24 protein-coding genes are annotated in these 22,040 nt (G+C 65.5%); 17 read left to right on the forward strand and 7 right to left on the reverse strand.

Features of this window, described 5'->3' with window-relative positions:
- The first annotated feature begins 63 nt into the window (after positions 1–63).
- The 14 genes from EF888_RS09855 (at position 64) to EF888_RS09915 (ending at position 11,293) form a co-directional block, all read left to right on the forward strand.
- Positions 64–351: a GIY-YIG nuclease family protein gene (locus tag EF888_RS09855; protein WP_109758840.1), complete on the forward strand. Its 288-nt coding sequence runs from the start codon at positions 64–66 to the stop codon at positions 349–351.
- Positions 352–466: 115 nt separating this feature from the next.
- A complete protein-coding gene (locus EF888_RS21775; protein ID WP_164721518.1) occupies positions 467–658 on the forward strand; it encodes a hypothetical protein in 192 nt (63 codons plus the stop codon).
- Positions 655–981 (forward strand): barstar family protein, encoded by a 327-nt coding sequence (locus EF888_RS22610; RefSeq protein ID WP_164721640.1) that lies wholly within the window; start codon positions 655–657, stop codon positions 979–981. The genes EF888_RS21775 and EF888_RS22610 overlap by 4 nt, the downstream gene beginning before the upstream one ends.
- Positions 981–1,727 carry a class II aldolase/adducin family protein gene (locus tag EF888_RS09865; RefSeq protein WP_109758842.1) on the forward strand — a complete coding sequence of 249 codons (747 nt, stop codon included), beginning with the start codon at positions 981–983 and terminating at the stop codon, positions 1,725–1,727. The genes EF888_RS22610 and EF888_RS09865 overlap by 1 nt, the downstream gene beginning before the upstream one ends.
- Positions 1,728–1,814: 87 nt before the next feature.
- Positions 1,815–3,269, forward strand: coding sequence for a dihydropyrimidinase (gene hydA, locus EF888_RS09870; protein ID WP_109758843.1), 1,455 nt, complete (start codon positions 1,815–1,817; stop codon positions 3,267–3,269).
- Between the two features lie 3 nt (positions 3,270–3,272).
- Positions 3,273–3,974, forward strand: coding sequence for an SDR family oxidoreductase (locus EF888_RS09875; protein ID WP_109758844.1), 702 nt, complete (start codon positions 3,273–3,275; stop codon positions 3,972–3,974).
- Positions 3,971–4,756, forward strand: a complete 786-nt coding sequence (locus tag EF888_RS09880; protein WP_109758845.1) for an ABC transporter ATP-binding protein — start codon at positions 3,971–3,973, stop codon at positions 4,754–4,756. The genes EF888_RS09875 and EF888_RS09880 overlap by 4 nt, the downstream gene beginning before the upstream one ends.
- Positions 4,753–5,181 carry a GNAT family N-acetyltransferase gene (locus EF888_RS09885; RefSeq protein ID WP_109758846.1) on the forward strand — a complete coding sequence of 143 codons (429 nt, stop codon included), beginning with the start codon at positions 4,753–4,755 and terminating at the stop codon, positions 5,179–5,181. Before EF888_RS09880 ends, EF888_RS09885 begins: the two co-directional genes overlap by 4 nt.
- The gene (locus tag EF888_RS09890; protein ID WP_109759019.1) at positions 5,178–5,513 is read left to right on the forward strand and encodes a hypothetical protein; all 336 of its coding nucleotides are present in this window, start codon (positions 5,178–5,180) and stop codon (positions 5,511–5,513) included. Before EF888_RS09885 ends, EF888_RS09890 begins: the two co-directional genes overlap by 4 nt.
- Positions 5,510–6,442 carry an ABC transporter permease gene (locus EF888_RS09895; protein WP_109758847.1) on the forward strand — a complete coding sequence of 311 codons (933 nt, stop codon included), beginning with the start codon at positions 5,510–5,512 and terminating at the stop codon, positions 6,440–6,442. The genes EF888_RS09890 and EF888_RS09895 overlap by 4 nt, the downstream gene beginning before the upstream one ends.
- Positions 6,439–7,284, forward strand: a complete 846-nt coding sequence (locus EF888_RS09900; RefSeq protein WP_109758848.1) for an ABC transporter permease — start codon at positions 6,439–6,441, stop codon at positions 7,282–7,284. Before EF888_RS09895 ends, EF888_RS09900 begins: the two co-directional genes overlap by 4 nt.
- Positions 7,285–7,312: 28 nt before the next feature.
- Positions 7,313–8,299 (forward strand): ABC transporter substrate-binding protein, encoded by a 987-nt coding sequence (locus tag EF888_RS09905; protein WP_109758849.1) that lies wholly within the window; start codon positions 7,313–7,315, stop codon positions 8,297–8,299.
- A gap of 201 nt (positions 8,300–8,500) precedes the next feature.
- On the forward strand, positions 8,501–10,156 hold the full coding sequence (locus EF888_RS09910) for a hypothetical protein (RefSeq protein WP_109758850.1): 1,656 nt from the start codon (positions 8,501–8,503) through the stop codon (positions 10,154–10,156).
- Positions 10,157–10,216: 60 nt separating this feature from the next.
- Positions 10,217–11,293, forward strand: a complete 1,077-nt coding sequence (locus EF888_RS09915; protein ID WP_109758851.1) for a YihY/virulence factor BrkB family protein — start codon at positions 10,217–10,219, stop codon at positions 11,291–11,293.
- A 380-nt stretch (positions 11,294–11,673) separates the two neighbouring features.
- Here the strand turns inward: EF888_RS09915 and EF888_RS09920 are convergent, their stop codons facing one another.
- From EF888_RS09920 to EF888_RS09950, 7 genes are all read right to left on the reverse strand, one after another.
- On the reverse strand, positions 11,674–12,432 hold the full coding sequence (locus EF888_RS09920) for a MauE/DoxX family redox-associated membrane protein (protein ID WP_109758852.1): 759 nt from the start codon (positions 12,430–12,432) through the stop codon (positions 11,674–11,676).
- A gap of 89 nt (positions 12,433–12,521) precedes the next feature.
- Complete coding sequence (gene acs, locus EF888_RS09925; RefSeq protein WP_241239887.1) at positions 12,522–14,438, reverse strand: acetate--CoA ligase; 1,917 nt, start codon at positions 14,436–14,438, stop codon at positions 12,522–12,524.
- 83 nt (positions 14,439–14,521) lie between these two features.
- Complete coding sequence (locus EF888_RS09930) at positions 14,522–15,277, reverse strand: ABC transporter ATP-binding protein (protein ID WP_109758853.1); 756 nt, start codon at positions 15,275–15,277, stop codon at positions 14,522–14,524.
- 12 nt (positions 15,278–15,289) lie between these two features.
- Complete coding sequence (locus EF888_RS09935) at positions 15,290–16,048, reverse strand: ABC transporter ATP-binding protein (RefSeq protein ID WP_109758854.1); 759 nt, start codon at positions 16,046–16,048, stop codon at positions 15,290–15,292.
- Between the two features lie 12 nt (positions 16,049–16,060).
- A complete protein-coding gene (locus EF888_RS09940; RefSeq protein ID WP_109758855.1) occupies positions 16,061–17,278 on the reverse strand; it encodes a branched-chain amino acid ABC transporter permease in 1,218 nt (405 codons plus the stop codon).
- 3 nt (positions 17,279–17,281) lie between these two features.
- A complete protein-coding gene (locus EF888_RS09945; protein ID WP_109758856.1) occupies positions 17,282–18,313 on the reverse strand; it encodes a branched-chain amino acid ABC transporter permease in 1,032 nt (343 codons plus the stop codon).
- A 97-nt stretch (positions 18,314–18,410) separates the two neighbouring features.
- Positions 18,411–19,763: a substrate-binding protein gene (locus EF888_RS09950; protein WP_109758857.1), complete on the reverse strand. Its 1,353-nt coding sequence runs from the start codon at positions 19,761–19,763 to the stop codon at positions 18,411–18,413.
- Between the two features lie 222 nt (positions 19,764–19,985).
- Between EF888_RS09950 and EF888_RS09955 the strand changes: the two genes are divergently transcribed.
- The 3 genes from EF888_RS09955 (at position 19,986) to EF888_RS09965 (ending at position 22,036) form a co-directional block, all read left to right on the forward strand.
- On the forward strand, positions 19,986–21,305 hold the full coding sequence (locus EF888_RS09955; RefSeq protein ID WP_109758858.1) for a helix-turn-helix domain-containing protein: 1,320 nt from the start codon (positions 19,986–19,988) through the stop codon (positions 21,303–21,305).
- Between the two features lie 63 nt (positions 21,306–21,368).
- Positions 21,369–21,755, forward strand: coding sequence for a response regulator transcription factor (locus EF888_RS09960; protein ID WP_109758859.1), 387 nt, complete (start codon positions 21,369–21,371; stop codon positions 21,753–21,755).
- Positions 21,755–22,036, forward strand: a complete 282-nt coding sequence (locus EF888_RS09965; RefSeq protein WP_109758860.1) for a hypothetical protein — start codon at positions 21,755–21,757, stop codon at positions 22,034–22,036. Before EF888_RS09960 ends, EF888_RS09965 begins: the two co-directional genes overlap by 1 nt.
- Positions 22,037–22,040 lie beyond the last annotated feature (4 nt).

Raw genomic sequence — 22,040 nt, forward strand, 5'->3', positions numbered from 1 at the left:
ACCTGATCCGGGGCCTCGAAGAGAATTCACTCTCTGTAAACGTCGATACGCGACACCCTCGCGATGCACGTCGTCTACATGCTCGCCTCTCGGCCATTCGGGGCGCTCTACGTGGGCGAGACGTCAAGCCTGTCTCATCGCCTGGACCAGCATCGCTCTGGTCGCGGCAGCGTCCATACCGCGAAGTATGGGATAACTACCTTGGTGTGGTATCGCGTCTTCGAGACGAGGTCCGACGCGAGAGACTTCGAGCGCAGGCTGAAGAGGTGGCGACGCGGGTGGAAGGAGGCTCTGATCGCCGAAATCAATCCGCGCTGGCGGGACCTCGGCACTTCGATACACGATCACTGACACGTCCCGCGCTCGACGCGGGACCTCGCAGAGAACTGCTCGCAATAACGCCTTTAGTGGGCGCAACTGGCTCGAGGCCCCGGATCAGGTCCGGGGCAGGCATGGAGCTTCGGACATGACCCAACACGACACCAAACGCGACGAAACCCAGACCCGCATCGACCTCGCCGCCGCGATCCGGCTGTCCTGCCGTTATGGCTGGCACGAGGGGGTGGCGAACCACTCGGCCGCGGTCAGCGCGGACGCGCGGAAGATCCCCGGCAGTCTGTTCCACGCGGTGGTCGAGACGGCGGGGGTGGAGAGGTGACAATCGTCCGTCTGACGGCCCAAGATCTCGTTGAGGATTTTCATGCGGCCTTTTCCGGGGCCTTTGGTTTTTTCGATGGGTACGGTCGGAACATGGACGCGTGGATCGACGTGATGGGTTCACTAACCGCTAGCCCACCAGGGCTTTCCGAGTTCAGGCTCGCTGATGGCGAAACACTGACACTGCTCATTATGGACGCCGAACGTTTAAGGCGGTCAGACCCGAGACAATACTCAGAACTTCTTGAGTGCTCTGCGATCGTGAACGGGCGATACGCCACCAAGGGCGAGTCTGGCCCAATTGCACTTGCGATGGAGGGATAATGACCCAACACGACACCACACTCGACGAAACCCAGACCCGCATCGACCTCGCGGCGGCGATCCGGCTGTCCTGCCGCTATGGCTGGCACGAGGGGGTGGCGAACCACTTCTCGGCCGCGGTCAGCACGGATGGGAAGCGCTTCGTCGTCAATCCGAAGTGGGTGCACTGGAGCCGCGTCCGCGCCTCCGACCTCGTCCTATGTGATGCCGACGACCCTTCGGCGATGGACCGGCCTGACGCGCCCGATCCGTCCGCCTGGGCGATCCACTCGGCGCTGCACCGGGAGTTGCCGCAGGCCCGCGTGGCTCTGCACATCCACCCGCCGCACGCAACGGCGCTTTGCGGCCTCGCGGATCCGACGATCAAGCCGATCGACCAGGTGACGGCGCGCTTTCACAACCGCATCGCTTACGACTTGAACTTCGGCGGCATCGCCACCGAGGGCGAGGAGGGCGAGCGGATCGCGAAGACGGTCGGCAACCATTCGACGGTGATGATGCAGAACCACGGGGTCACGACGCTTGGCGCGACGGTGGCCGAGGCCTGGGACGCGCTCTATCATCTCGAGCGCGCGGCGAAGACGCTGGTCCTGGCCTATTCGACCGGCCAGCCGCTGAAGGTCATGTCAGACGATATGGCCGAGGCGGTGGCCGAGGAATGGCAGGTCTACAAGGACGCCGAGTACGCCCATTTCGCCGAGATGAAGCGGATCCTCGACAAGGAAGAGCCGGACTACAAGGATTGAGAGCGCCGGGGGCTCTGCCCCCGGACCCCCCGGAGTGCTTCTCGACAGAAGAAGAGCCGGGAACAATGAAACCACGGGGAGCATGCCATGAGCACAGTCATCAGGAACGGGACCGTCGTCACGGCAGACCTGACCTATCCGGCCGACGTGAAGATCGAGGGCGGCAGGATCGTCGAGATCGGCAAAGGCCTGAAGGGGGACACCGAACTGGACGCCACCGGCTGCTATGTCATGCCGGGCGGGATCGATCCGCACACGCACCTCGAGATGCCGTTCATGGGCACCTATTCCTCGGACGATTTCGAGAGCGGGACGCGCGCCGCCTTGTCGGGCGGAACGACGATGGTCGTCGACTTCGCGCTGCCGGCGCCGGGGCAAGGCCTGCACGACGCGCTGCAGATGTGGCACAACAAGTCGGGCCGCGCGAGTTGCGACTATTCCTACCACATGGCGGTGACCTGGTGGGGCGAGCAGGTTTTCGACGAGATGAAGACCGTCGTCGAGAAGGAGGGGATCACCACCTTCAAGCACTTCATGGCCTACAAGGGCGCCCTGATGGTGAACGACGACGAGATGTATGCGTCGTTCCAGCGTCTGGCGGAGCTTGGCGGCATCGCCCTCGTCCATGCCGAGAACGGCGACGTGGTGGCCGAGTTGTCGGCGAAGCTTCTGCGCGAGGGCAACACGGGGCCGGAGGCGCACGCCTATTCGCGGCCCACGCAGGTCGAGGGCGAGGCGACGAACCGCGCCATCATGATCGCGGACATGACGGGGGTGCCGCTCTATGTCGTCCACGTCTCCTGCGAGGAGGCCCACGAGGCAATCCGCCGCGCGCGGATGCAGGGCAAGCGGGTCTGGGGCGAGCCCCTGATCCAGCACCTGACGCTGGATGAAAGCGAGTACTTCAACGCCGACTGGGATCACGCCGCGCGGCGGGTGATGTCGCCGCCGTTCCGGAACCAGAAGCATCAGGACAGCCTCTGGGCCGGGCTTCAGTCCGGGTCGCTGTCGGTGGTGGCGACGGATCACTGCGCCTTCACGACCGAGCAGAAGCGCTTCGGCGTGGGCGACTTCACCAAGATCCCGAACGGGACCGGCGGGCTCGAGGACCGGCTGCCCATGCTCTGGACGCATGGGGTCGCCACGGGCCGGCTGACACCGAACGAGTTCGTGGCGGTCACGTCGACGAATATCGCGAAGATCCTCAACTGCTATCCGCGGAAGGGCGCGATCCTCGTCGGTGCGGACGCCGACATCGTGGTCTGGGACCCGGCGAAGGAGAAGACGATCACGGCGAGCGCGCAGCAGTCGGCCATCGACTACAACGTCTTCGAGGGCCAGACCGTGAAGGGCCTGCCGCGCTTCACGCTCACACGCGGGCATGTCGCCGTGCATGACGGCGAGATGCGGACGCAGGAGGGTCACGGCCAGTTCGTGAAGCGCGAGGCCAACAACCCGGTCAACAAGGCCCTGTCCTCCTGGAAGGCCCTGACCTCGCCCCGGCCTGTGGAGCGGACCGGCATTCCGGCCACGGGAGTTTGAGCGATGGTCAAGGTCGCGCTGGTGTCGGGCGGCGGTTCCGGCATGGGGGCGGATGCCGCCCGCAGGCTCGCCGCTGACGGCTACAAGGTCGGCGTCCTGTCCTCGTCCGGCAAGGGCGAGGCGCTTTGCAACGAGCTTGGCGGTTTCGGCGTCACCGGGTCTTACGAGAACGAGGAGGATCTCAAGCGCCTCGTCGATGGCGCGATGGAGCGGTGGGGCCGGATCGACGCGCTGGTCAATTCTGCCGGCCACGGCCCCCGCGCGCCGGTTCTGGAACTAACGGACGAGGACTGGCATCGCGGGATGGAGGTCTATTTCCTCTCAGCCGTGCGGCCCACCCGCCTCGTCGCGCCGATCATGGCGGAGCAGGGCGGCGGCGCCATCGTCAACATCTCGACCTTCGCGGCGTTCGAGCCCGATCCGGTTTTCCCGACCTCGGGCGTCTTCCGCGCCGGGCTTGCGGCCTTCACGAAGCTTTTCGCCGACAAGTATGCGGCCCAGAACGTGCGGATGAACAACGTCCTTCCGGGCTTCATCGACAGCCTGCCCGAGAAAGAGGATCGCCGCGAACGCATTCCGCTGAAGCGCTACGGCAAGTCCTATGACGAGGTCGCCGCGACGATTGCGTTTCTCGTCTCGGACGCAGGCGCGTATATCACGGGTCAGAACATCCGGGTGGACGGGGGCTTGACCAGATCGGTATGACGGACGAACCGGCCATCGAGGCCCGCGACCTCTCGCTGACCTTCGAGACGGGAGACGGGCCGGTCCATGCGCTGAAGGACGTCACCCTGTCCATCGGCAAGGGCGACTTCGTCTCGTTCATCGGGCCGTCGGGCTGCGGCAAGACCACATTCCTGCGCTGCGTGGCGGCCCTCGAAGAGCCGACCGGCGGCACTTTGACGGTGAATGGCATGAGCCCCGACGAAGCGCGTCGCGCGCGGGCCTACGGGTATGTCTTTCAGGCAGCGGGGCTTTACCCCTGGCGCACCATCGCGGGCAACGTCCGCCTGCCGCTCGAGATCATGGGCTTTTCGCGGGCCGAGATGGAGGAGCGCATCGAGAGGGTGCTCGACCTCGTCGATCTTCAGGGGTTCGGGCGGAAGTATCCCTGGCAGTTGTCGGGCGGCATGCAGCAGCGGGCGTCCATCGCGCGCGCGCTCGCGTTCGACGCCGACATCCTTCTGATGGACGAGCCCTTCGGCGCGCTGGACGAGATCGTCCGCGACCGGCTGAACGAGGAGCTTCTGTCGCTCTGGTCGCGCACCGGCAAGACCATCGGCTTCGTCACGCATTCGATCCCCGAGGCGGTCTATCTCTCGACGCGCATCGTGGTGATGAGCCCGAGACCGGGACGCATCACCGACGTCATCGAAAGCCCGCTACCGCGCGAGCGCCCGCTCGACATCCGCGACAGCCGCGAGTTCATCGAGGTGGCGCACCGGGTCCGCGAGGGACTGCGGGCCGGTCACGGGGACGTACTGTGACGCGCCCGGTCGTCCGGCTTGCGACTGCGGACGATGTTCCGGCCTGCGCGGCTGTGGTGAACGACTGGATCGACGCGACGGACTGGTTGCCCCGCGACGTTCCGCCCGAGGAGATCGAACGCCAGATCAGCGAGGCGCTTCCGGACCGCGAGATCTGGGTCGCGGGCGACCCGGTGGCGGGCTACCTGTCGTTCGATCCCTCGACGTCCCGGATCGGTGGTCTCTATATCTCGCGTCCCGGCGAGGGTCTGGGTAAGGCGCTGATGGACCGGGTGAAGGAGGGCCGCGACTACCTCCAGCTCTGGACCCATCTCCCGAACCGTCGGGCGCAGCGGTTCTATGCGCGCGAGGGGTTCACGGCGACGGGGGACGAGCAGGACGGTTCGGACAACGTGCCGGAGATCCGGATGGAGTGGAAGCGATGACGCGGGTCGGAGTTCTGTGGCTCGGGGCGGCGGTGACGGTCTTTCTGCTGGCGTCGGTCGCGCTTCGGCGGCATGTCGACCAACCGTCCACGGCGGGGCTCCTTTTGGCGCTGGCGCTCTACACGCTCGGGAACCTGATGATGGTGCGGCTGATGCGCGAAAGCGGCATGGCCGTCGCGATCTCGGTCTCGGCGGTGGCGCAACTCGTGCTTGCCAACGTCGTGGCGCTGGCGCTGTTCGGCGAGCGTCCGGGACCGATGCAGAGCGCGGGCATCCTTCTGGGCGTCGTTGCGGTCGGACTGATCCTCTTCCCCGCGGGGCGCGCGCCATGAGGGGCTTTCTGCCTGTCCTGGCCGTCCTCGCGGCGATCCTGGCGCTTTGGGTCGCAGCCGTCGCGCCGATGAACGCCCGCCAGGCGCTGGACGTGGCCGAACGCGAGGGCGCGGCGGTCACGCCTGCCGAGAGCCGAACGCGGTTCGAGACGCCGGTCCTGACGCTGATGCTCCGCAATTCCGGCGAGATCTGGCGCGGCTACGGGCTCGAGAGACCGCGCCTCCCGACGCCCTGGCAGGTCGGCCAGGAGCTTTGGGCGACGACGGGGGAAATGGCTCTCGAGGGCCGGGCTTTCTCGAAGCGCAGCCTGATCTACCACGCCTGGATCACGCTCCAGTCGACGTTCTGGGGCTTCGCGCTCGGCACCGTCGTGGGGATCGCGGGGGCCATCGGCATCGTCTATTCGCGCACGATGGAACTGAGCGTCATGCCCTGGGCCATCATCAGCCAGACCATCCCCATCGTGGCGCTAGCGCCCATGATCATCGTGCTGTCGTCGCAGCTCGGGATCGAGGAGCGCGGCGTGCCCAAGGCGGTCATCTCGGCCTACCTCTGCTTCTTCCCCGTCCTCGTCGGCATGGTGAAGGGGCTGAGGTCGCCCACGGCCGAGCAGCTCGACCTTCTCCGAACCTACAGTGCGAGTGGGATGGCGAGCTTCCTGAAACTGAGGCTTCCGGCCTCGCTGCCCTATCTCTTCACCTCTCTCAAGATCGGCATCGCCGCGGCGCTGGTCGGCACCATCGTCGGTGAGCTTCCGACCGGCGCCATCTCGGGCCTCGGCGCGCGCATCCTGATCGGCGACCAGTTCGGGACGCCTCTCGCCATCTGGTCGGCGCTCGCGGCGGCGGCGATCCTTGCGGGCGTGCTGGTGACGCTTCTGGGTTGGGCGCAGGCGGTGACGCTTCGGCGCATGGGGGGCGGGCGATGATCCTGTGGGGGGCGATCCTGTTCTGGCTCGCGGCCTGGGCCGTCAACGCGGCGCTGGCCCGGTCGCGTTATCGCGACACCCGCGCCGTGCGGCTTCTTGCACCCGTGCTGTTCGGGCTCACGATACTCGTCCTGTGGCAGGGGCTGGTGCGAGGGCTGAACGTGTCGCCTGTGATCCTGCCCGCGCCGACCGATGTCGCGCAGCGCATAGCGTCCGACAGCGGAGTCCTGTGGGAGGATTTCTCGCAGACCGTGCTGAAGGGCGCGCTCTCGGGCTACCTGATCGGGGCGTCGGCGGCGGTCCTGACCGCCATCGCCATCGACCGCTCGACGTTCCTCACCCGGGGGCTTCTGCCGGTCGGCAACTTCGTCGCGGCGCTGCCGATCGTGGGCATCGCGCCGATCCTGGTGAACTGGTTCGGCTTCGACTGGCATTCGAAGGCGGCGGTCGTGGTGGTGATGGTGTTCTTCCCCATCCTGGTGAACACCGTGCAGGGGCTGTCCGAAGCAGGCGCCATGCAGAAGGACCTGATGCGCACCTACGCCGCCTCCTACTGGCAGACGCTGTGGAAGCTGAGGCTGCCCGCCGCGATGCCATTCCTTTTCAACGGCTTCAAGATCGCGACGACGCTTGCGCTGATCGGGGCCATCGTCGCCGAATATTTCGGCTCACCCACGAGAGGCATGGGATTCCGCATCTCGACCGGGGTCGGACGCTTGTCCATCGACCTCGTCTGGGCTGAAATCGCCGTGGCCGCCCTGACGGGGTCGGTGGCCTACGGCCTGGTGGCACTGGCCGAGCGCCGTGTCACCTTCTGGCACCCGTCGCAGCGAAAGACATGACCAACAACAACCAACCGGGAGCACTATCATGAAAAGACTGATCGCAGGCGGGTTCGCCGCCGCCCTGACGGCGGGCGCGGCACTGGCCGCCGACGACGTCACCCTCCAGCTCAAGTGGGTCACGCAGTCCCAGTTCGCGGGCTACTACGTCGCCCTCGAGAAGGGGTTCTACGAGGAAGAGGATCTGAACGTCACCATCAAGCCGGGCGGTCCGGACATCGCCCCGCCGCAGGTCGTGGCGGGCGGAGGTGCCGACGTCCTCGTCGAGTGGATGCCGGCGGCGCTCGCCGCGCGCGAGAAAGGCCTGCCGCTCGTCAACATCGCGCAGCCCTTCAAGTCGTCGGGGATGCAGCTGACCTGCTGGAAGGACTCCGGCATCGAGACGCCGGCCGACTTCCCCGGCAAGACGCTCGGCGTCTGGTTCTTCGGCAACGAGTATCCCTTCCTGTCGTGGATGAGCCAGCTCGGCGTCGCGACCGACGGCGCCGACGATGACGGTGTCGCGGTTCTGAAGCAGGGCTTCAACGTCGATCCGCTGATCCAGCGGCAGGCGGACTGCATCTCGACCATGACCTACAACGAATACTGGCAGGTCATCGACGCAGGTGTGTCCGAGGACGACCTCATCACCTTCAAGTACGAGGATCAGGGCGTCGCGACCCTGGAGGACGGTCTCTACGTCCTCGAGGAACGGCTCGCCGATCCGGCGTTCAAGGACGCGATGGTCCGCTTCGTGCGCGCATCGATGAAGGGCTGGAAGTACGCCGAGGAGAACCCGGACGAGGCCGCGATGATCGTTCTCGACTACGACGAGACCGGCGCGCAGACCGAGGAGCATCAGAAGCGGATGATGGGCGAGGTCGCCAAGCTGACGGCTGGTTCGGACGGCACGCTGGATGAGGCGGACTATCAGCGCACGGTCGACTCGCTAATGTCGGGCGGATCCGACCCGGTCATCACGAAGGCTCCCGAAGGCGCCTTCACGCATGAGATCACGGACGGCGCTCTGAACTGATCTGCGAAAGAGACACGAAAGGGGCGCGGGGGGAAACCTCCGCGCCCTTTGTCGTTTTGGGGGGAAGTCGACAACTTCTGGACATTTTCAAGGCATGAATCGGGCAGACACGGTAAACTCAAGCCTGTGTTGGGTGTGTAATGGTGGGGGTGCGCCGTGCCCGTGGAAATTCGTTACGAGTCAGGGACTTCCGAATATGCGTTGCCGGACGAGAGTATCTCGTCGCTGAGCTTCGGAGCACGGTACGTCAGCTATGACGGCGTCGATCGTTTCGTCGACCAGTCCAATGACCTCAATCTCGGCATGATCGTCTGGCCGGGCGGAACGCTGGCCGAAGGCCGCGACGACCGCTTCGGCTTCGAGTTCGACAGGCTCTACGACCCCGCGACCGGCAAGCCCGATATCGCGGACATGATGGCCATCGCGGTCGAACAGGGCACCGGCCTGTCGGTCGTCCTGCCCACGGCGCGCTACGCGGACGACCTCGAGACCTTGCGTGAGGAGATGCAGGATTTTCTCGGCGACCTTCTCGGCGGCGCCTTCGGACCCTTGCCCGAACCAATGATCCTCGAGATCGGCAGCGAGTATTTCGCCAACTTCGACGGTGCCGACCGGGCGTCGGACTATGGCGCGGTCGCGGACCTCATGGTGACCGAGATCGCGTGGGCTCTGGCGGACCCGTCCGTCAACACCACCGGGGCGGATGTCACCATCGCGGTGCAGGCGGGGAAAACCCTGGCCGACGACATCGCCATCCGGGATGAATTGTCGAACGAGGCGCTCGCCCATGTGGACATGATCGTTCACCATCGTTTCGCCTATCAGCCCCAGGGTATCGACGCGCGCATCGACGAGTTGCACCAGATCGTCGAGGCCTGGGGCCAGGACGCGACAGGGGCGGGCGGCGTAGATCCCGAGCTTTTCGTCTCGGCCTGGAACACCGTGACGCTGACGCGAAACGAGGCGCTGACCGATTACATCGCCGAAGAGGCGTCGCAGGGCATCCATGTCGACCGCTCGGACGTCGACCTCGACGGGCGGACCACGACCGACTTCGAGCGGTTCTGGCAGGACCGGCTGGACGAGGCCGCCTATGGCCAGGAACATGCGGCCTACATCCTGGAAAGCTTCGCGAGCTATGCCGAGGCGGGCATGGATGCGGGCGCGGTCTACGGTATCGACACCGTACATCCGGGCCATCTGAGCTGGCGCGAGGACGGCGAGGATTACAGCTTCGCCGGCGCCGAGATGCTGAAGATGATCTACGAAAGCGTCGGCGGCACGCATGTCCTCCGCTCAGATGGCCCCTATGACCCTAATGACCCGGTCACGCTCTACGGCTTCGAGAACGACGACAAGCTGGTTCTTTTCGTGGCCGCCGGCGACCACGCGCCCGGCAACGTGACGATCGAGCTTGACGGCCTGGGGACCGAGTATCGCAGCGTCTGGGCCGAAAAGCTGACAAGCGAGACGCCGGAGGACTGGATGGCCGTCTTCGGCATCGCCGACAACCCGCAGGTCGACGAAAGCGCCGAGGCGCAAGCCTATGCCCTTGGCGTCCGCGACGTCGTGACGCCGGGCGTCCGCCCGGGCGCCATCGAGGTGTCGCTGACCGGAGAGCACGACATCATCCGCCTGTCGTTCGGCAAGACCGACGCCGGTGCGGCCGAAATCGCGGGCTGGTCCGGGGGCGAGGGCACCGAGCTTCACGCCTCCGCTCCGCTTCCCGTGACCGACCCGGGGTCATTGCCGGTCTACGACGATGACGATGACGACTTTCATGCCTTCCTCGCGGGTGCGGGCGGTGGCGGGGGCGGCATAGGCCTGATGCTCGCGATGCTGTTCTTCTTCCTCTGACGGCGCATTGAACCGAATCCGCCGAGACACGTTGCTTTCCTGAAACGGAAGGGAGCGGCGATGAACGGCGACAGAGGCAAGGGCAGACAGGCCGAGCGGCCGGGAGAGATACCGCAGCGCGGCTGGAAGGAAATTCTCCTCCGGGTGAAGGACGAGATCGTGACAGATCACGTCTCGGTCGTCTCGGCCGGCGTGGCGTTCTTCGGACTTCTCGCCATCTTCCCTGCCATCGGCGCCTTGATCTCGCTTGCGGGCTTCTTCCTCGACCCCTCCGACGTCGCCAACCAGATCGACACGCTGACGTCGCTGTTGCCGCCGAACGCGGCCTCGATCATCCAGGACCAGATCGTCTCGGTCACCTCGGGCGACAACACCGCCACGGGCTTTGCCGCGGTCTTCGGGCTGCTCCTGGCGCTCTACGGCGCGATGAAAGGCGTCCTGACGCTGATCGAGGGGCTCAACATCGCCTACAACGAACGCGAGAAGCGTGGCTTCGTGGCGCTTTACGCGCGCGCGCTTCTGCTGACGCTCGGGTTGATGGTCGGATTGATTTTCGTCTTCGCGCTCATCCTCGTCCTGCCCAGCATCATCGCGTTCCTGCCGGTGCCGGACTGGGTCGCGACAGCGCTCGGCTGGATCAAATGGCCGCTTCTGGCCGCGCTGACCGTGCTCGGCCTGTCCGTTCTCTTCCGCTACGGGCCGTCGCGCGAGAATGCCAAGTGGCGCTGGATCACGCCGGGGTCCATCGCTGCCACGGTACTGTGGCTGCTGGGGACGATCGCCTTCTCGATGTACGCGCAGAACTTTGGCAGCTACAACGAGACCTACGGCACCATCGGGGGCGTCATCATCCTGCTGACGTGGCTGTGGCTGTCGTCGTTCATCGTCCTTGCCGGAGCTGAACTGGATTCCGAGATCGAGCTGCAGACGTCGCGCGATACGACGACGGGCGTTGCGCAGCCCATGGGAGCCCGGGGCGCGGTCAAGGCGGACACCCTGCCGGACGGGGAACACGAGTCGGAGGAGGGGCGCCGGGAAGATAAGCCGCCGAACCTTCTCACGAACGTTGTCGTCGCTTTCGGACTAGGCGCCATGACCCTCCTGCGCCGTCGCATGGCGCGCCGTCAGGAGCGGTGACGCCACCGCAAGAGCGCGCTGGACACAACATGCGGGTAGAGCGGGCGACGACAGCGCGGGATAAAGCATGTACGCGCTGAAAGTCTCGGCACATCGCAAAGGACACAGGGGGAAAAGTCCCTGCGACATCACGCCCGGCGCAAATCTTCGCTCAATGCGAATCGGACACTTTGGCAAAAGCGCGGGGTGTCGTATCAAAGCGGCCGAGCGCGGGACGAACCCGGGCCGAGGCAGGACAGAGCAGATGACGGAAATCGTGAAACTGGCCCTCAAGGGGGGCATGCACCGGCGCCGTGCGCTGGACCTTTGGCGCAAATGGTGGCGTCGGGGCTTCTGAGCCCCTTGTGACAGCGACGCCCGCCCCCCCGGCGGGCGTCACCCTAAAGGCCCCACAGCGCCCGTGCGCCCATCCAAAGGCCCATTCCCAGCATCATCAGGTTTTCGGTCAGCGATACGAAGCCCAGGGGCACGTTGCTGCCGCCGCCGACGCAGGCGCACTTGAGTTCTCGCTTGTCGACATAGACGGCCTTGACGACCGACGCCGCGCCGACCGCGCCGATGAAGATCGCGACGGGGGCAGAGATCCAGGTCAGCGCGCCTGCCACCATCAGGACTCCCGCCAGCGCCTCTCCGAACGGGTAGAGGTAGCCGTAGCGGACCCATCTGCGTGCAAGAAGGTCGTAGTTCAGGAACATGGTCGAGAAGGTCTCGACGTCCTTCAGCTTCTGAACGGCCAGGAAGCACATCGAGATCGCGATGAACCATTCCACGGCGCGGAATGTCAGGATCGTGCCGTAGACCGACCACGACAGCCCCAGAGCCATCAGGAACGCGACCGAAAAGATGGCGATGACGGGTTGATAGGTCATCTCGTCCTCGCCGCGGACGTGCTGGCCGAAGCTGCGGCGCAGGTCGTCGTAGCCGCCGATCCTCTCGCCGCCGATGAAGGTCTGAGGCGTGGTGTCGACTCCGTGCTTTGCCTTGAAGGCCTCGGTCTCTTCCCGCGTCGTCAGGGGGCGGTCGTCGACCGTGTAACCCTCGCGTTCGAGAAGGTCCTTCGACTTGAGGCCGTAGGGGCAGAGATGGTCGGGCATGACCATGCGGTAGAGCGTGGCGGTATCGCGGCTGTCGAGGGGCATGACGGGACAACGGCGGTCCCGCGCGACGGGTTCCCCGGCACGGCGACGGCCCCTCGGGCGAGGGGTCGTCCGGACCGGCGGGTAGAGCGTCAGCCCTTGTTCATGCGGTTCTTGATGAGATCGTCCACGACCTCGGGATCGGCCAGCGTCGAGATATCGCCAAGCGCGCCGTAGTCGTTCTCGGCGATCTTGCGCAGGATGCGGCGCATGATCTTGCCGGAGCGCGTCTTGGGCAGGCCGGGCGCGAACTGGATGCAGTCCGGCTTTGCGATCGGTCCGATCTCGTTACGGACCCAGCCTTCGAGGTCCTTCCGCAGCTCGTCGGAGGGCTGCTCGCCTCCCATCAGTGTGACATAGGCATAGATGCCTTGGCCCTTGATGGCGTGGGGATAGCCGACCACGGCCGCCTCGGCGACCTTCGGGTGCGCGACGAGCGCGCTTTCGACCTCGGCGGTGCCCATGCGGTGGCCCGAGACGTTGATGACGTCATCCACGCGGCCGGTGATCCAGTAGTAACCGTCCGCGTCGCGGCGGCAGCCGTCGCCCGAGAAGTAGTAGGTCTTGTAGTCGGCGAAATAGGTCTTCTCGAACCGTTCGTGGTCGCCCCAAACGGTGCGCATCTGGCCGGGCCAGGAGTCCTTGATGCAGAGCACGCCCTCGGCCTCGGTCGTGTCGATCTCTTGGCCCGTCTGCGGGTCGAGGATGACAGGCTGCACCCCGAAGAAGGGCAGGGTGGCCGAGCCGGGTTTCGTCGGGATGGCGCCGGGCAGGGGAGTCAGGAGATGACCGCCCGTTTCGGTCTGCCACCAGGTGTCGACGATTGGCACCTTCCCCTTGCCCACGACCTCGTTGTACCAGTTCCAGGCTTCGGGATTGATCGGCTCGCCCACGGTGCCGAGGACCTTGAGCGACGACATGTCGTATTTCGCCACAGGCTCGGGCCCGTGCGCCATCAGCGCACGGATCGCGGTCGGGGCGGTATAGAACTGGTTGACCTTGTGCTTTTCGCAGGTCGCCCAGAACCGGCCGGCATCGGGCCAGGTCGGCACGCCTTCGAACATCAGCGTGGTCGCACCGTTCGCCAGCGGGCCGTAGACGATGTAGCTGTGTCCGGTCACCCAGCCCACGTCCGCGGTGCACCAGAAGACGTCGCCGTCGTGGTAGTCGAAGGTGTACTGGTGCGTCATCGCGGCATAGACGAGGTAGCCGCCGGTGGTATGCACCACGCCCTTGGGCTGGCCGGTCGAACCCGAGGTGTAGAGGATGAACAGCGGATCCTCCGCCGACATCTCGGCGGGCGTGCAGTAGGGCGAGGCCTCCGCGGCCAGCGCGTTGTAGTCGTGGTCGCGTCCCTCGACCCATGTCGTCTGGGCGCCGGTGCGCTTGACCACCAGCACCTTGACGTCGTCGCGGCAATGCAAGAGCGCCGCGTCGGTGTTGGATTTCAGATGCGTGGCCTTGCCGCCGCGAGGCGCGTGGTCGGCGGTGATGACGACGCGGGCATCAGAGCCGTTGATCCGCGCGCCCAGCGCGTCGGGAGAGAAGCCCGCGAAGACGATGGAATGGACCGCCCCGATCCGGGTGCAGGCCAGCATCGCATAGGCCGCCTCGGGGATCATCGGCATGTACAGCACGACGCGGTCACCCTTGCCCACGCCCATGTCCTTGAGAACATTGGCCATGCGGCACGTGTGTTCCAGAAGGTCGCGATAGCTGATGTGCTGCGCGGCGTCCTTGGGATCGTCCGGTTCCCAGATGATCGCGGTCTGGTCGGCGCGGTTCAGCAAATGCCGGTCGATGCAGTTGGCCGACACGTTAAGCGTGCCGTCCTCGAACCAGCGGATGTCGATGTTGCCGGGCGCGAAGGAGGTGTTCTTCACCTTCCTATAGGGCTTGATCCAGTCGATCCGCTTGCCTTCGCGGGCCCAGAAGCCTTCCGGGTCCTCGATGGATTCCTTGTACATCGCGTCGTATTTCGCCCGGTCCGCATGAGCTGAATTCGCCATGCCCTCGTCGGGCCAATACATTCCTTCACGCTGGTCCAGCATGTCGGCTCCTCCTCCGAATGTGCGGCGGTCCCTCGGGACCGTCAGATAGCGAGATACTTCGCGCGCAGCGCCTCGTCATCCAGGACCTTCTGCGCCGAGTCGTCATAGACGACCAGGCCCGTGTCGAGGATCACCGCGCGGTCCGCGAGCTTGAGCGCCGCGACCGCGTTCTGCTCGACGATGATCGTGGTGATGCCCTGGTCGCGGATGATCTTCAGGGTCTTGGCGATCTCCTGGACGATGACGGGGGCCAGACCCTCGTAGGGTTCGTCGAGGAGAAGAACCTTGATGTCGCGCGCCAGGGCGCGGGCGATGGCCAGCATCTGCTGCTCGCCGCCCGACAGCGTCGAGCCGTCCTGCGTGCGGCGCTCGCCGAGACGCGGGAAAAGTTCGTAGATACGCTCCAGCGACCAGCCCACGGGCGGGGCGATCTGCGCGAGCTTGAGGTTCTCTTCGACGGTCAGGCCCTGGATGATGCGCCGATCCTCGGGGACAAGCGCGATCCCGGCCTGCGCCGCCTCGTAGTTCTTCATCTTGTGCAGCGGCTTGTGGTCGAGCCAGATCTCGCCGTGGCGCAGCTCCGGGTTGCCCATCCGCGCGATGGTGCGCAGGGTCGAGGTCTTGCCGGCGCCGTTGCGGCCGAGAAGCGCGAGGATCTCTCCTTCGTGGACGTTGAAGGACACGTCCTGAACAATGTAGCTCTCGCCGTAGTAGGCCTCGATGTTCCAGACCGACAGGAAGGCGGGCGCGGTCGCGGCGTTGTTCGCGCGCTTGTCGAAGGTGTGTTCGTCCAGCATGACCCTTGCCTCCTAGTGCGCGGCTTCGCCGAGGTACGCTTCCTGCACCTTCGGGTTGCCCTTGATGTTCTCGGGTTCGTCCTCGACCAGAGGCGTCCCCTGCGCGAGGACGGTGATGCGGTCGGCCAGCGAGAAGACGACGTGCATGTCGTGCTCGATGATGCACATCGTGATGTCCCGCTTCGACTTGATGTCCCGCAGCAGGTCGATGGTGTTGTTGGTGTCGGCGCGCGCCATGCCGGCTGTCGGCTCGTCGAGCAGAAGAAGCTTCGGCTCCTGCACGAGGCACATCGCCATCTCGAGCCGCCGCTTGTCGCCCCGCGACATCGAGGCCGAGTGCATGTTGCGCTTGTCGATCATGTTGACGTCGACGAGGATCGCCTCGGCCTTCTCGACCAGGTCCTTTTCATGCGCGAAGTTCTCGAAGGCGTGCAGGCGAAAGGCGCCGTCGCGGCGGGCGAAGCACGGGATCAGGATGTTTTCCATCACCGTCAGGTCGCCGAAGATCTCGGGTGTCTGGAAGACGCGGGAAATCCCCATCTGGTTGATCTCGTGCGGCTTGCGCCCCAGCACCGACTGCCCGTCGAACATGACCGAGCCGGTGTCCGGGATCAGCTTGCCGACGAGGCAGTTCAGCAGCGTCGATTTGCCTGCGCCATTCGGTCCGATGATGGCGTGAACCGTGTTCTCGCGCACCGAGAGGTTCACGTCCGAAAGCGCCTTCAGGCCGCCGAAGCGCTTGTTGACGCCCTTGACTTCAAGAATGCCCATGTCGCTGTTTCCTCACTCGGCCGGGGTACGGCGTTGGCGTGCAGCTTCGGCCTCGGCGCCCGAGGCCTTGCGGTCGCGGCGGCGGAACACGCGCCCGACACGCTGCCCGCCTTCGACAAGACCGCCCGGCAGGAAGATGACGACGATCATGAAGAGAAGGCCAAGCGTCAGGTTCCAGCCCTTTCCGATGAAGGGGTGGACGATCGTGACCATCAAATCCTCCATCCCGTCGGGCAGGAAGGCGAACCACTGGTGCAGGACGTTGTCGTTGATCTTTGAGAAGATGTTCTCGAAGTACTTGATGAAGCCCGCGCCCAGGACCGGGCCGATCAGCGTTCCTGCACCCCCGAGGATGGTCATCAGCACGACTTCGCCCGATGCCGTCCACTGCATCCGCTCGGCGCCCGCAAGGGGGTCCATCGCGGCGAGAAGGCCTCCGGCGAGACCCGCGTACATGCCCGAGATGACGAAGGCGGCAAGTGTGTAGGGCCGCGAGTTCAGGCCGGTGTAGTTCAGGCGCTGCTGGTTCGACTTGATCGCGCGCAGCATCATCCCGAAAGGCGAGCGGAAGATCCGGATCGAGAGGTAGAACATGAGGATCATGATCGCGGCGCAGATGTAGTAGCCGGAGTTGAAGTCGAAGGTCCAGCCGTTCATGCGCAGGGTATAGGTCGAGCGCACGGAGAGACCGAAGAGGTGCGGCATGTCCGGCAGCGACGCGCGGTGCAGCCACTGCGGATCGTTGGAATAGACCTGAAGGCCGGTCTCACCGTTCGTCAGGTTGAACTTCGGGTTCGACAGCACCGAGTAGGCCAGCGCGAAGCTCATCTGCGCGAAGGCGAGGGTGAGGATCGAGAAGTAGATCCCCGAGCGCCGCAGCGAGATGTAGCCGATCACGAGGGCGAAGAGGCCTGCGACGATCACCGACAGAAGGATCGCGGGGACCACGTTGTAGGTCAGGAGCTTGAAGATCCAGACCGCGGCATAGGAGCCCATGCCGAGGAAGGCGGCGTGTCCGAAGGACAGATAGCCCGTCAGGCCGAAGAGGATGTTGAAGCCGATGGCGAAGATGCCGTAGATCACGAACCGCTGCATGAGGTCCGGATATCCTGCGTTGAACTGCGCCAGCGACGAGCCCTGCGGGAAGGGGTTGAGCAGGAACGGCGCCAGGAGCGTCAGGATCAGGACGATGACGAAGAGCATCGCGTCGTGTTTGTTGAGACCGAGCATGGGTTAATCCTCCATCACGCCCTTGCGGCCCATGAGGCCACGCGGGCGGGTCAGCAGCACGATGATCGCGACCAGGTAGATGATGATCTGGTTGATCCCGGGGATCGTTGTCGTGGCCCATGTGGTCGAGGCCGCGCTCTCGAGGATGCCGAGAAGGAAGCCGGCGAGCACTGCGCCCGGCAGCGAGCCCATGCCGCCGACGACGACGACGACGAAGGACAGGACGAGGAAGTCCATCCCCATGTGATAGTTGGGCGCGTTGATCGGCGCGTACATGACGCCGGCGAGCCCCGCAACGGCGGCCGCGATGCCGAACATGATGGTGAAGCGCTTGTCGATGTTGATGCCAAGCATCCCGACGGTTTCACGGTCCACCATGCCCGCTCGGACCACCATGCCGAAGGTAGTGAACTGAAGGAAGGCGAAGACACCGGCGATGATGACAACCGAGAAGGCGAAATAGACCAGACGCCAGATCGGGTAGACGATCGCGTTGGCCTGGAAGCCCAGCATCATCCCGAGGTCGACAGAGCCCTTGAAGGCCGATGGCTCCGGAGCCTGGATCGGATTGGCGCCGTAGAAGTACTTGATGATCTCCTGCAGCACGATCGCGAGGCCGAAGGTCACCAGGATCTGGTCGGCGTGGGGGCGCTTGTAGAAGTGGCGGATCAGGCCCCGTTCCATCACGTAGCCGATGACGAGCATGACCGGGATGGTCAGCAGGATGGCCAGCGGCACCGACCAGTCGATGATCGAGGCGCCGATGTCTTTTCCGAACCAGTACTCAATGTAGGGGGCCTGGACCTTCAGCGGGTTGCCCAGAAAGTCCTTCTGGGTCTCGTCGATGATCTCGAAGCTGGTGCCAAGAAGCCGCTGCAGGAAAATTGCGCAGAACGCGCCGACCATGAACAGAGCGCCGTGCGCAAAATTCACCACCCCGAGCGTCCCGAAGATCAGGGTCAGACCGAGCGCGATCAACGCATAGGCCGAACCCTTGTCGAGGCCGTTCAGGATCTGAAGCAGGATCGCGTCCATATCCCCACCTTCTGGAAAATCTCAGACGGGCGCCCCGTGGAGGGACGCCGTTCCGGAAGGGATCGCGCCGTGGCGCGATCCCTCTGTGCGGTGCCGGTCAGGCGCCCGGGTTGCACTCGCCGAGGGTCGCCTCGGCGCCGCCGAACATCGGGTGATCGGCGGGATACTCGACCTGGGCCACCGGCGTGACGTCGACGATCTCGAGAAGGTCGAACTCGTTGGCTGGCGCCTCTTTGCCCTTCATGACGAGGACGTCCTTGAAGCACTGGTGGTCTTCGGCGCGATAGAGCGTCGGGCCGTTGCCCAGTCCGTCGAACTGGAAGCCTTCCAGGGCCTCGGCGACCGCACAGGGGTCGAAGGAGCCCGCACGCGCCACGGCGTCGGCGTAGAGCAGGACCTGAGCATAGCAGGTCTGTGCCGAGTTTGACGGCGGACGGCCATACTTCTCGCCGAACGACTTGACGAACGCCTTCGAGCCTTCGTTGTCGAGCTGCCAGTTGTAGTTCATCGAGCCATAGACGCCCGCCACGTTCGCGCCGGCACCTGCCGCCATCAGTTCGGAATAGAGCGGAACGACGATCTCGAAGTTCTTGCCGTTCACCTGCTTGTCGCGGAGGCCGAACTGGACCGCCTGCGTCAGCGAGTTCACCATGTTTCCGCCGTAGTGGTTCAGGACCAGCACATCGGCGCCCGAGTTCAGGACCGGGGCGATGTAGGACGAGAAGTCCGTGGCGGCGAGCGGGGTCAGCACGTTCTCGACGGTTTCCCAGCCCATGGCTTCGGTCGAGGCCGCGATCGACTCCTGCTGGGTCCAGCCCCAGGTATAGTCGGCCGTCAGGTGGTAGGCGCGGCGGTCGGTGCCGTAGGCCTTCTCGAGAACGGGCGCGAGAGCGGCGGCGGACATGTAGGCGTTGAAGAAGTGGCGGAAACCATTCTTCTTGCGGTCCTTGCCGGTCGTGTCGTTCGAGTGGGTCAGGCCCGCCATGAAGATGATGCCGGCCTCCTGGCAGAGACCCTGAACGGCCACGGCGACGCCCGAGGACGAGCCGCCGTTGATCATGATGGCGCCGTCTTTCTCGATCATCGACTTGGCTGCCGCGCGGGCGGCGTCCGACTTGGTCTGGGTGTCGCCGGTGACGAAGGTCACCTTCTTGCCCAGGATGCCGGTGCCGTCGAGAGCCTTCGACGAGAAGGTGGCAAGGCAGCCGCCGTCGCCTTCGCCGTTCAGGTGCTGGACTGCCAGCTCCTGAGCGCGAAGCTCGTCCATGCCTTCGTCAGCGTAGGGTCCGGTCTGCGGCACGTTGAAACCCAGCACCACGTTCGAGCCGGTGGGCTCGTTGGTGAAGGCGCGCGCGGAACCGGCGGTGAAGATGGTCGGGACGGCCAGACCGGCACCGGCCACGGCACCCGTCTTCAGCACGCCACGGCGCGTGAGATCGTTCTTCGACATTGAAATCCTCCCAAGATTGCATCCACTCTTGCCCGATCCTCCTCGGGCAGTGCGGTCTGGCCTTTACAAGGCACCCCGTTTATCGCCGATACGCGGAAAACATTTCAATAAGTCTCTGTGGCTCGGCAATTTTTTTGTAAACAAATAGACAGGCGCAGGAAGTTTAATGTAAAGTAATTTACGCGCACTGGCAGAAGCCGCTTGAAATCGCAGGAGAAACCCTTGGCTCGCTCGGTCCTTGCCGGAAGCCGGATCCGGGACTACCGCATCGGTCGCGGGCTGCGCCAGGCCGACCTCGCCAAGGCCTGCGGGATTTCGCCGTCCTACCTCAACCTGATCGAACACAATCGCAGGAAAATCGGCGGGGCGCTTCTGGTGCGTATCGCGCGTGCTCTCGGCGCCGAACCCGCGATCCTGTCCGAAGGCGCCGAAAGCGCGCTGACCATGGCCCTCGATGCGGCTGCGGGTGCGTATCCCGACACGAACGCGGAACGCGAGCGGGCCGAGGAGATGGCGGGCCGCTTTCCCGGCTGGGCCAGGCTGATCGAGCGTCAGTACCGTGAGGCGCGGCGGCTGGAACAGGTGATCGAGCGTCTCGACGACCGCCTGACGCACGATCCCTTCCTGTCGGCGTCGATGCACAGCGTTCTGTCCAGCGTGACCGCGATCCGCTCGGCCAGCGCCATCCTTGCCAATGGCGAGAACATCGAGCCCGAGTGGCAGGCGCGCTTTCATCGCAACATCTACGAGGACAGCCAGCGACTGGCCGACGCGACCGAGGGGCTGGTGTCCTATCTCGATGCCGGCGACAGCGAGGGGCGCGCCGCGACCCTGCCGCAGGAAGAGGTCGAGATCTGGCTTGCGGCGCGGGACTGGCGCGTCGACGTGCTGGAGGAGAACCCCGACGCGGATGTGGCGCCCCTGATCGGCGCGCCCGACGGCCCGGCGACGCCCGCGGGACGGGCGCTCGCCGTCAGGGCCCTCACGCGCTATGCCGATGACGCCCGCGCGCTGCCGGCCGCTCGCCTGTCCGAAGCGATGGAAAGGATCACCGAGCCGTCGCGCCTCGCCTCGGCCTTGGGTGTTCCGCTGGCCACGGTCTACCGCCGCCTCGCAGCGCTGCCCGCCGTACTTTGTCCGGACGGTACGCCTTGGGGCCTCGTCGCCTGCGACGGGTCCGGCACGCTGATCTTCCGCAAGCCGCTGCCCGGTTTCGATGTGCCGCGTTATGGCGCAGCCTGTCCGCTCTGGCCTCTCTTCCGTGCGCTTCAGCGCCCTATGGCCCTGATCCGCGAGCGCGTGGCCGTCAGCGGCCGAAACGAGGGTGTGTTCGACGCCGAGGCGATCTCGGACATCGCCTATCCCGTCGGTTTCGACGGCCCCGCCGTGGTCGAGGCCTGGATGCTCTTGCGCGCCCGGCTGCCGGGTGACGACGCGGGGCCCGCGCTGAAGGTCGGCGCCTCCTGCCGCATCTGCGCCGTCCCGGACTGCCCGGCGCGGCGCGAGCCGTCCGTTTTCGCCCTTCCGGACGAGGCAGGCTGACCCGCTTCCGCTTTTGACAGGAGTGTCGCCGCAGGCGATAGTCGCGAAAGGCCCGCAAAGGGCATGAGGGGAGGATCGGTGGTGACCGCAAGACGGGTGCTGTTGATCGAGGACGAGCCGAACATCATCGAGGCGATCCGTTTCATCCTGTCGCGGGACGGCTGGAGGGTCGACACGCATTCGGACGGCGAGACGGCGCTCGCCGCGATCCGCACGCGCGCGCCCGACCTCGTGATCCTCGACGTGATGCTGCCGAACCGCTCGGGCTACGACATCCTCCACGATCTGCGACGGGACGCGGCGACCAAGGCGCTTCCGGTTCTCATGCTGACCGCGCGGGGCCAGAAGAAGGACCGCGACTTGGCCGAGAAGCTGGGCGTCAGCCGGTTCATGACGAAGCCCTTCTCGAACAGCGAGATCCTCTCGACCGTGCGTGAGCTGGTGGGCTGATGGCGCGGCCCGGCGATCCGAAGTTCCTCGCACGCGCCGGATACAGGCGGCGCCGGATGGCGGACGCCGCGCGCCTCGTGCCCCTGATAGGCGCAGTCCTGATGCTTGTGCCCGTGCTGTGGCCCGGGACCGAGACCCGTACCTCAGGCGCGATGATCTATGTCTTCGTCACCTGGGCCGGACTGATCGCGGTCATCGGCGCGATGTCGCGGCCCCTTGGCCGCATGATGCGCGACCCGGATCCCGGCGCCGAGCCCGCGCCCGCCGGCGACGAGGACTGAGGCC

It is taken from the genome of Silicimonas algicola, assembly GCF_003970735.1.
Lineage (GTDB): Bacteria > Pseudomonadota > Alphaproteobacteria > Rhodobacterales > Rhodobacteraceae > Silicimonas > Silicimonas algicola.

Bases quoted from the DNA above. Each gene is read 5' to 3' on its own strand.
- EF888_RS09855 (WP_109758840.1), top strand. From the start codon at position 64: ATGCACGTCGTCTACATGCTCGCCTCTCGGCCATTCGGGGCGCTCTAC.
- EF888_RS21775 (WP_164721518.1), top strand. From the start codon at position 467: ATGACCCAACACGACACCAAACGCGACGAAACCCAGACCCGCATCGAC.
- EF888_RS09865 (WP_109758842.1), top strand. From the start codon at position 981: ATGACCCAACACGACACCACACTCGACGAAACCCAGACCCGCATCGAC.
- hydA (WP_109758843.1), top strand. From the start codon at position 1,815: ATGAGCACAGTCATCAGGAACGGGACCGTCGTCACGGCAGACCTGACC.
- EF888_RS09875 (WP_109758844.1), top strand. From the start codon at position 3,273: ATGGTCAAGGTCGCGCTGGTGTCGGGCGGCGGTTCCGGCATGGGGGCG.
- EF888_RS09880 (WP_109758845.1), top strand. From the start codon at position 3,971: ATGACGGACGAACCGGCCATCGAGGCCCGCGACCTCTCGCTGACCTTC.
- EF888_RS09890 (WP_109759019.1), top strand. From the start codon at position 5,178: ATGACGCGGGTCGGAGTTCTGTGGCTCGGGGCGGCGGTGACGGTCTTT.
- EF888_RS09895 (WP_109758847.1), top strand. From the start codon at position 5,510: ATGAGGGGCTTTCTGCCTGTCCTGGCCGTCCTCGCGGCGATCCTGGCG.
- EF888_RS09900 (WP_109758848.1), top strand. From the start codon at position 6,439: ATGATCCTGTGGGGGGCGATCCTGTTCTGGCTCGCGGCCTGGGCCGTC.
- EF888_RS09905 (WP_109758849.1), top strand. From the start codon at position 7,313: ATGAAAAGACTGATCGCAGGCGGGTTCGCCGCCGCCCTGACGGCGGGC.
- EF888_RS09915 (WP_109758851.1), top strand. From the start codon at position 10,217: ATGAACGGCGACAGAGGCAAGGGCAGACAGGCCGAGCGGCCGGGAGAG.
- EF888_RS09920 (WP_109758852.1), bottom strand. From the start codon at position 12,432: ATGCCCCTCGACAGCCGCGATACCGCCACGCTCTACCGCATGGTCATG.
- acs (WP_241239887.1), bottom strand. From the start codon at position 14,438: ATGGCGAATTCAGCTCATGCGGACCGGGCGAAATACGACGCGATGTAC.
- EF888_RS09930 (WP_109758853.1), bottom strand. From the start codon at position 15,277: ATGCTGGACGAACACACCTTCGACAAGCGCGCGAACAACGCCGCGACC.
- EF888_RS09935 (WP_109758854.1), bottom strand. From the start codon at position 16,048: ATGGGCATTCTTGAAGTCAAGGGCGTCAACAAGCGCTTCGGCGGCCTG.
- EF888_RS09940 (WP_109758855.1), bottom strand. From the start codon at position 17,278: ATGCTCGGTCTCAACAAACACGACGCGATGCTCTTCGTCATCGTCCTG.
- EF888_RS09945 (WP_109758856.1), bottom strand. From the start codon at position 18,313: ATGGACGCGATCCTGCTTCAGATCCTGAACGGCCTCGACAAGGGTTCG.
- EF888_RS09950 (WP_109758857.1), bottom strand. From the start codon at position 19,763: ATGTCGAAGAACGATCTCACGCGCCGTGGCGTGCTGAAGACGGGTGCC.
- EF888_RS09960 (WP_109758859.1), top strand. From the start codon at position 21,369: ATGAGGGGAGGATCGGTGGTGACCGCAAGACGGGTGCTGTTGATCGAG.
- EF888_RS09965 (WP_109758860.1), top strand. From the start codon at position 21,755: ATGGCGCGGCCCGGCGATCCGAAGTTCCTCGCACGCGCCGGATACAGG.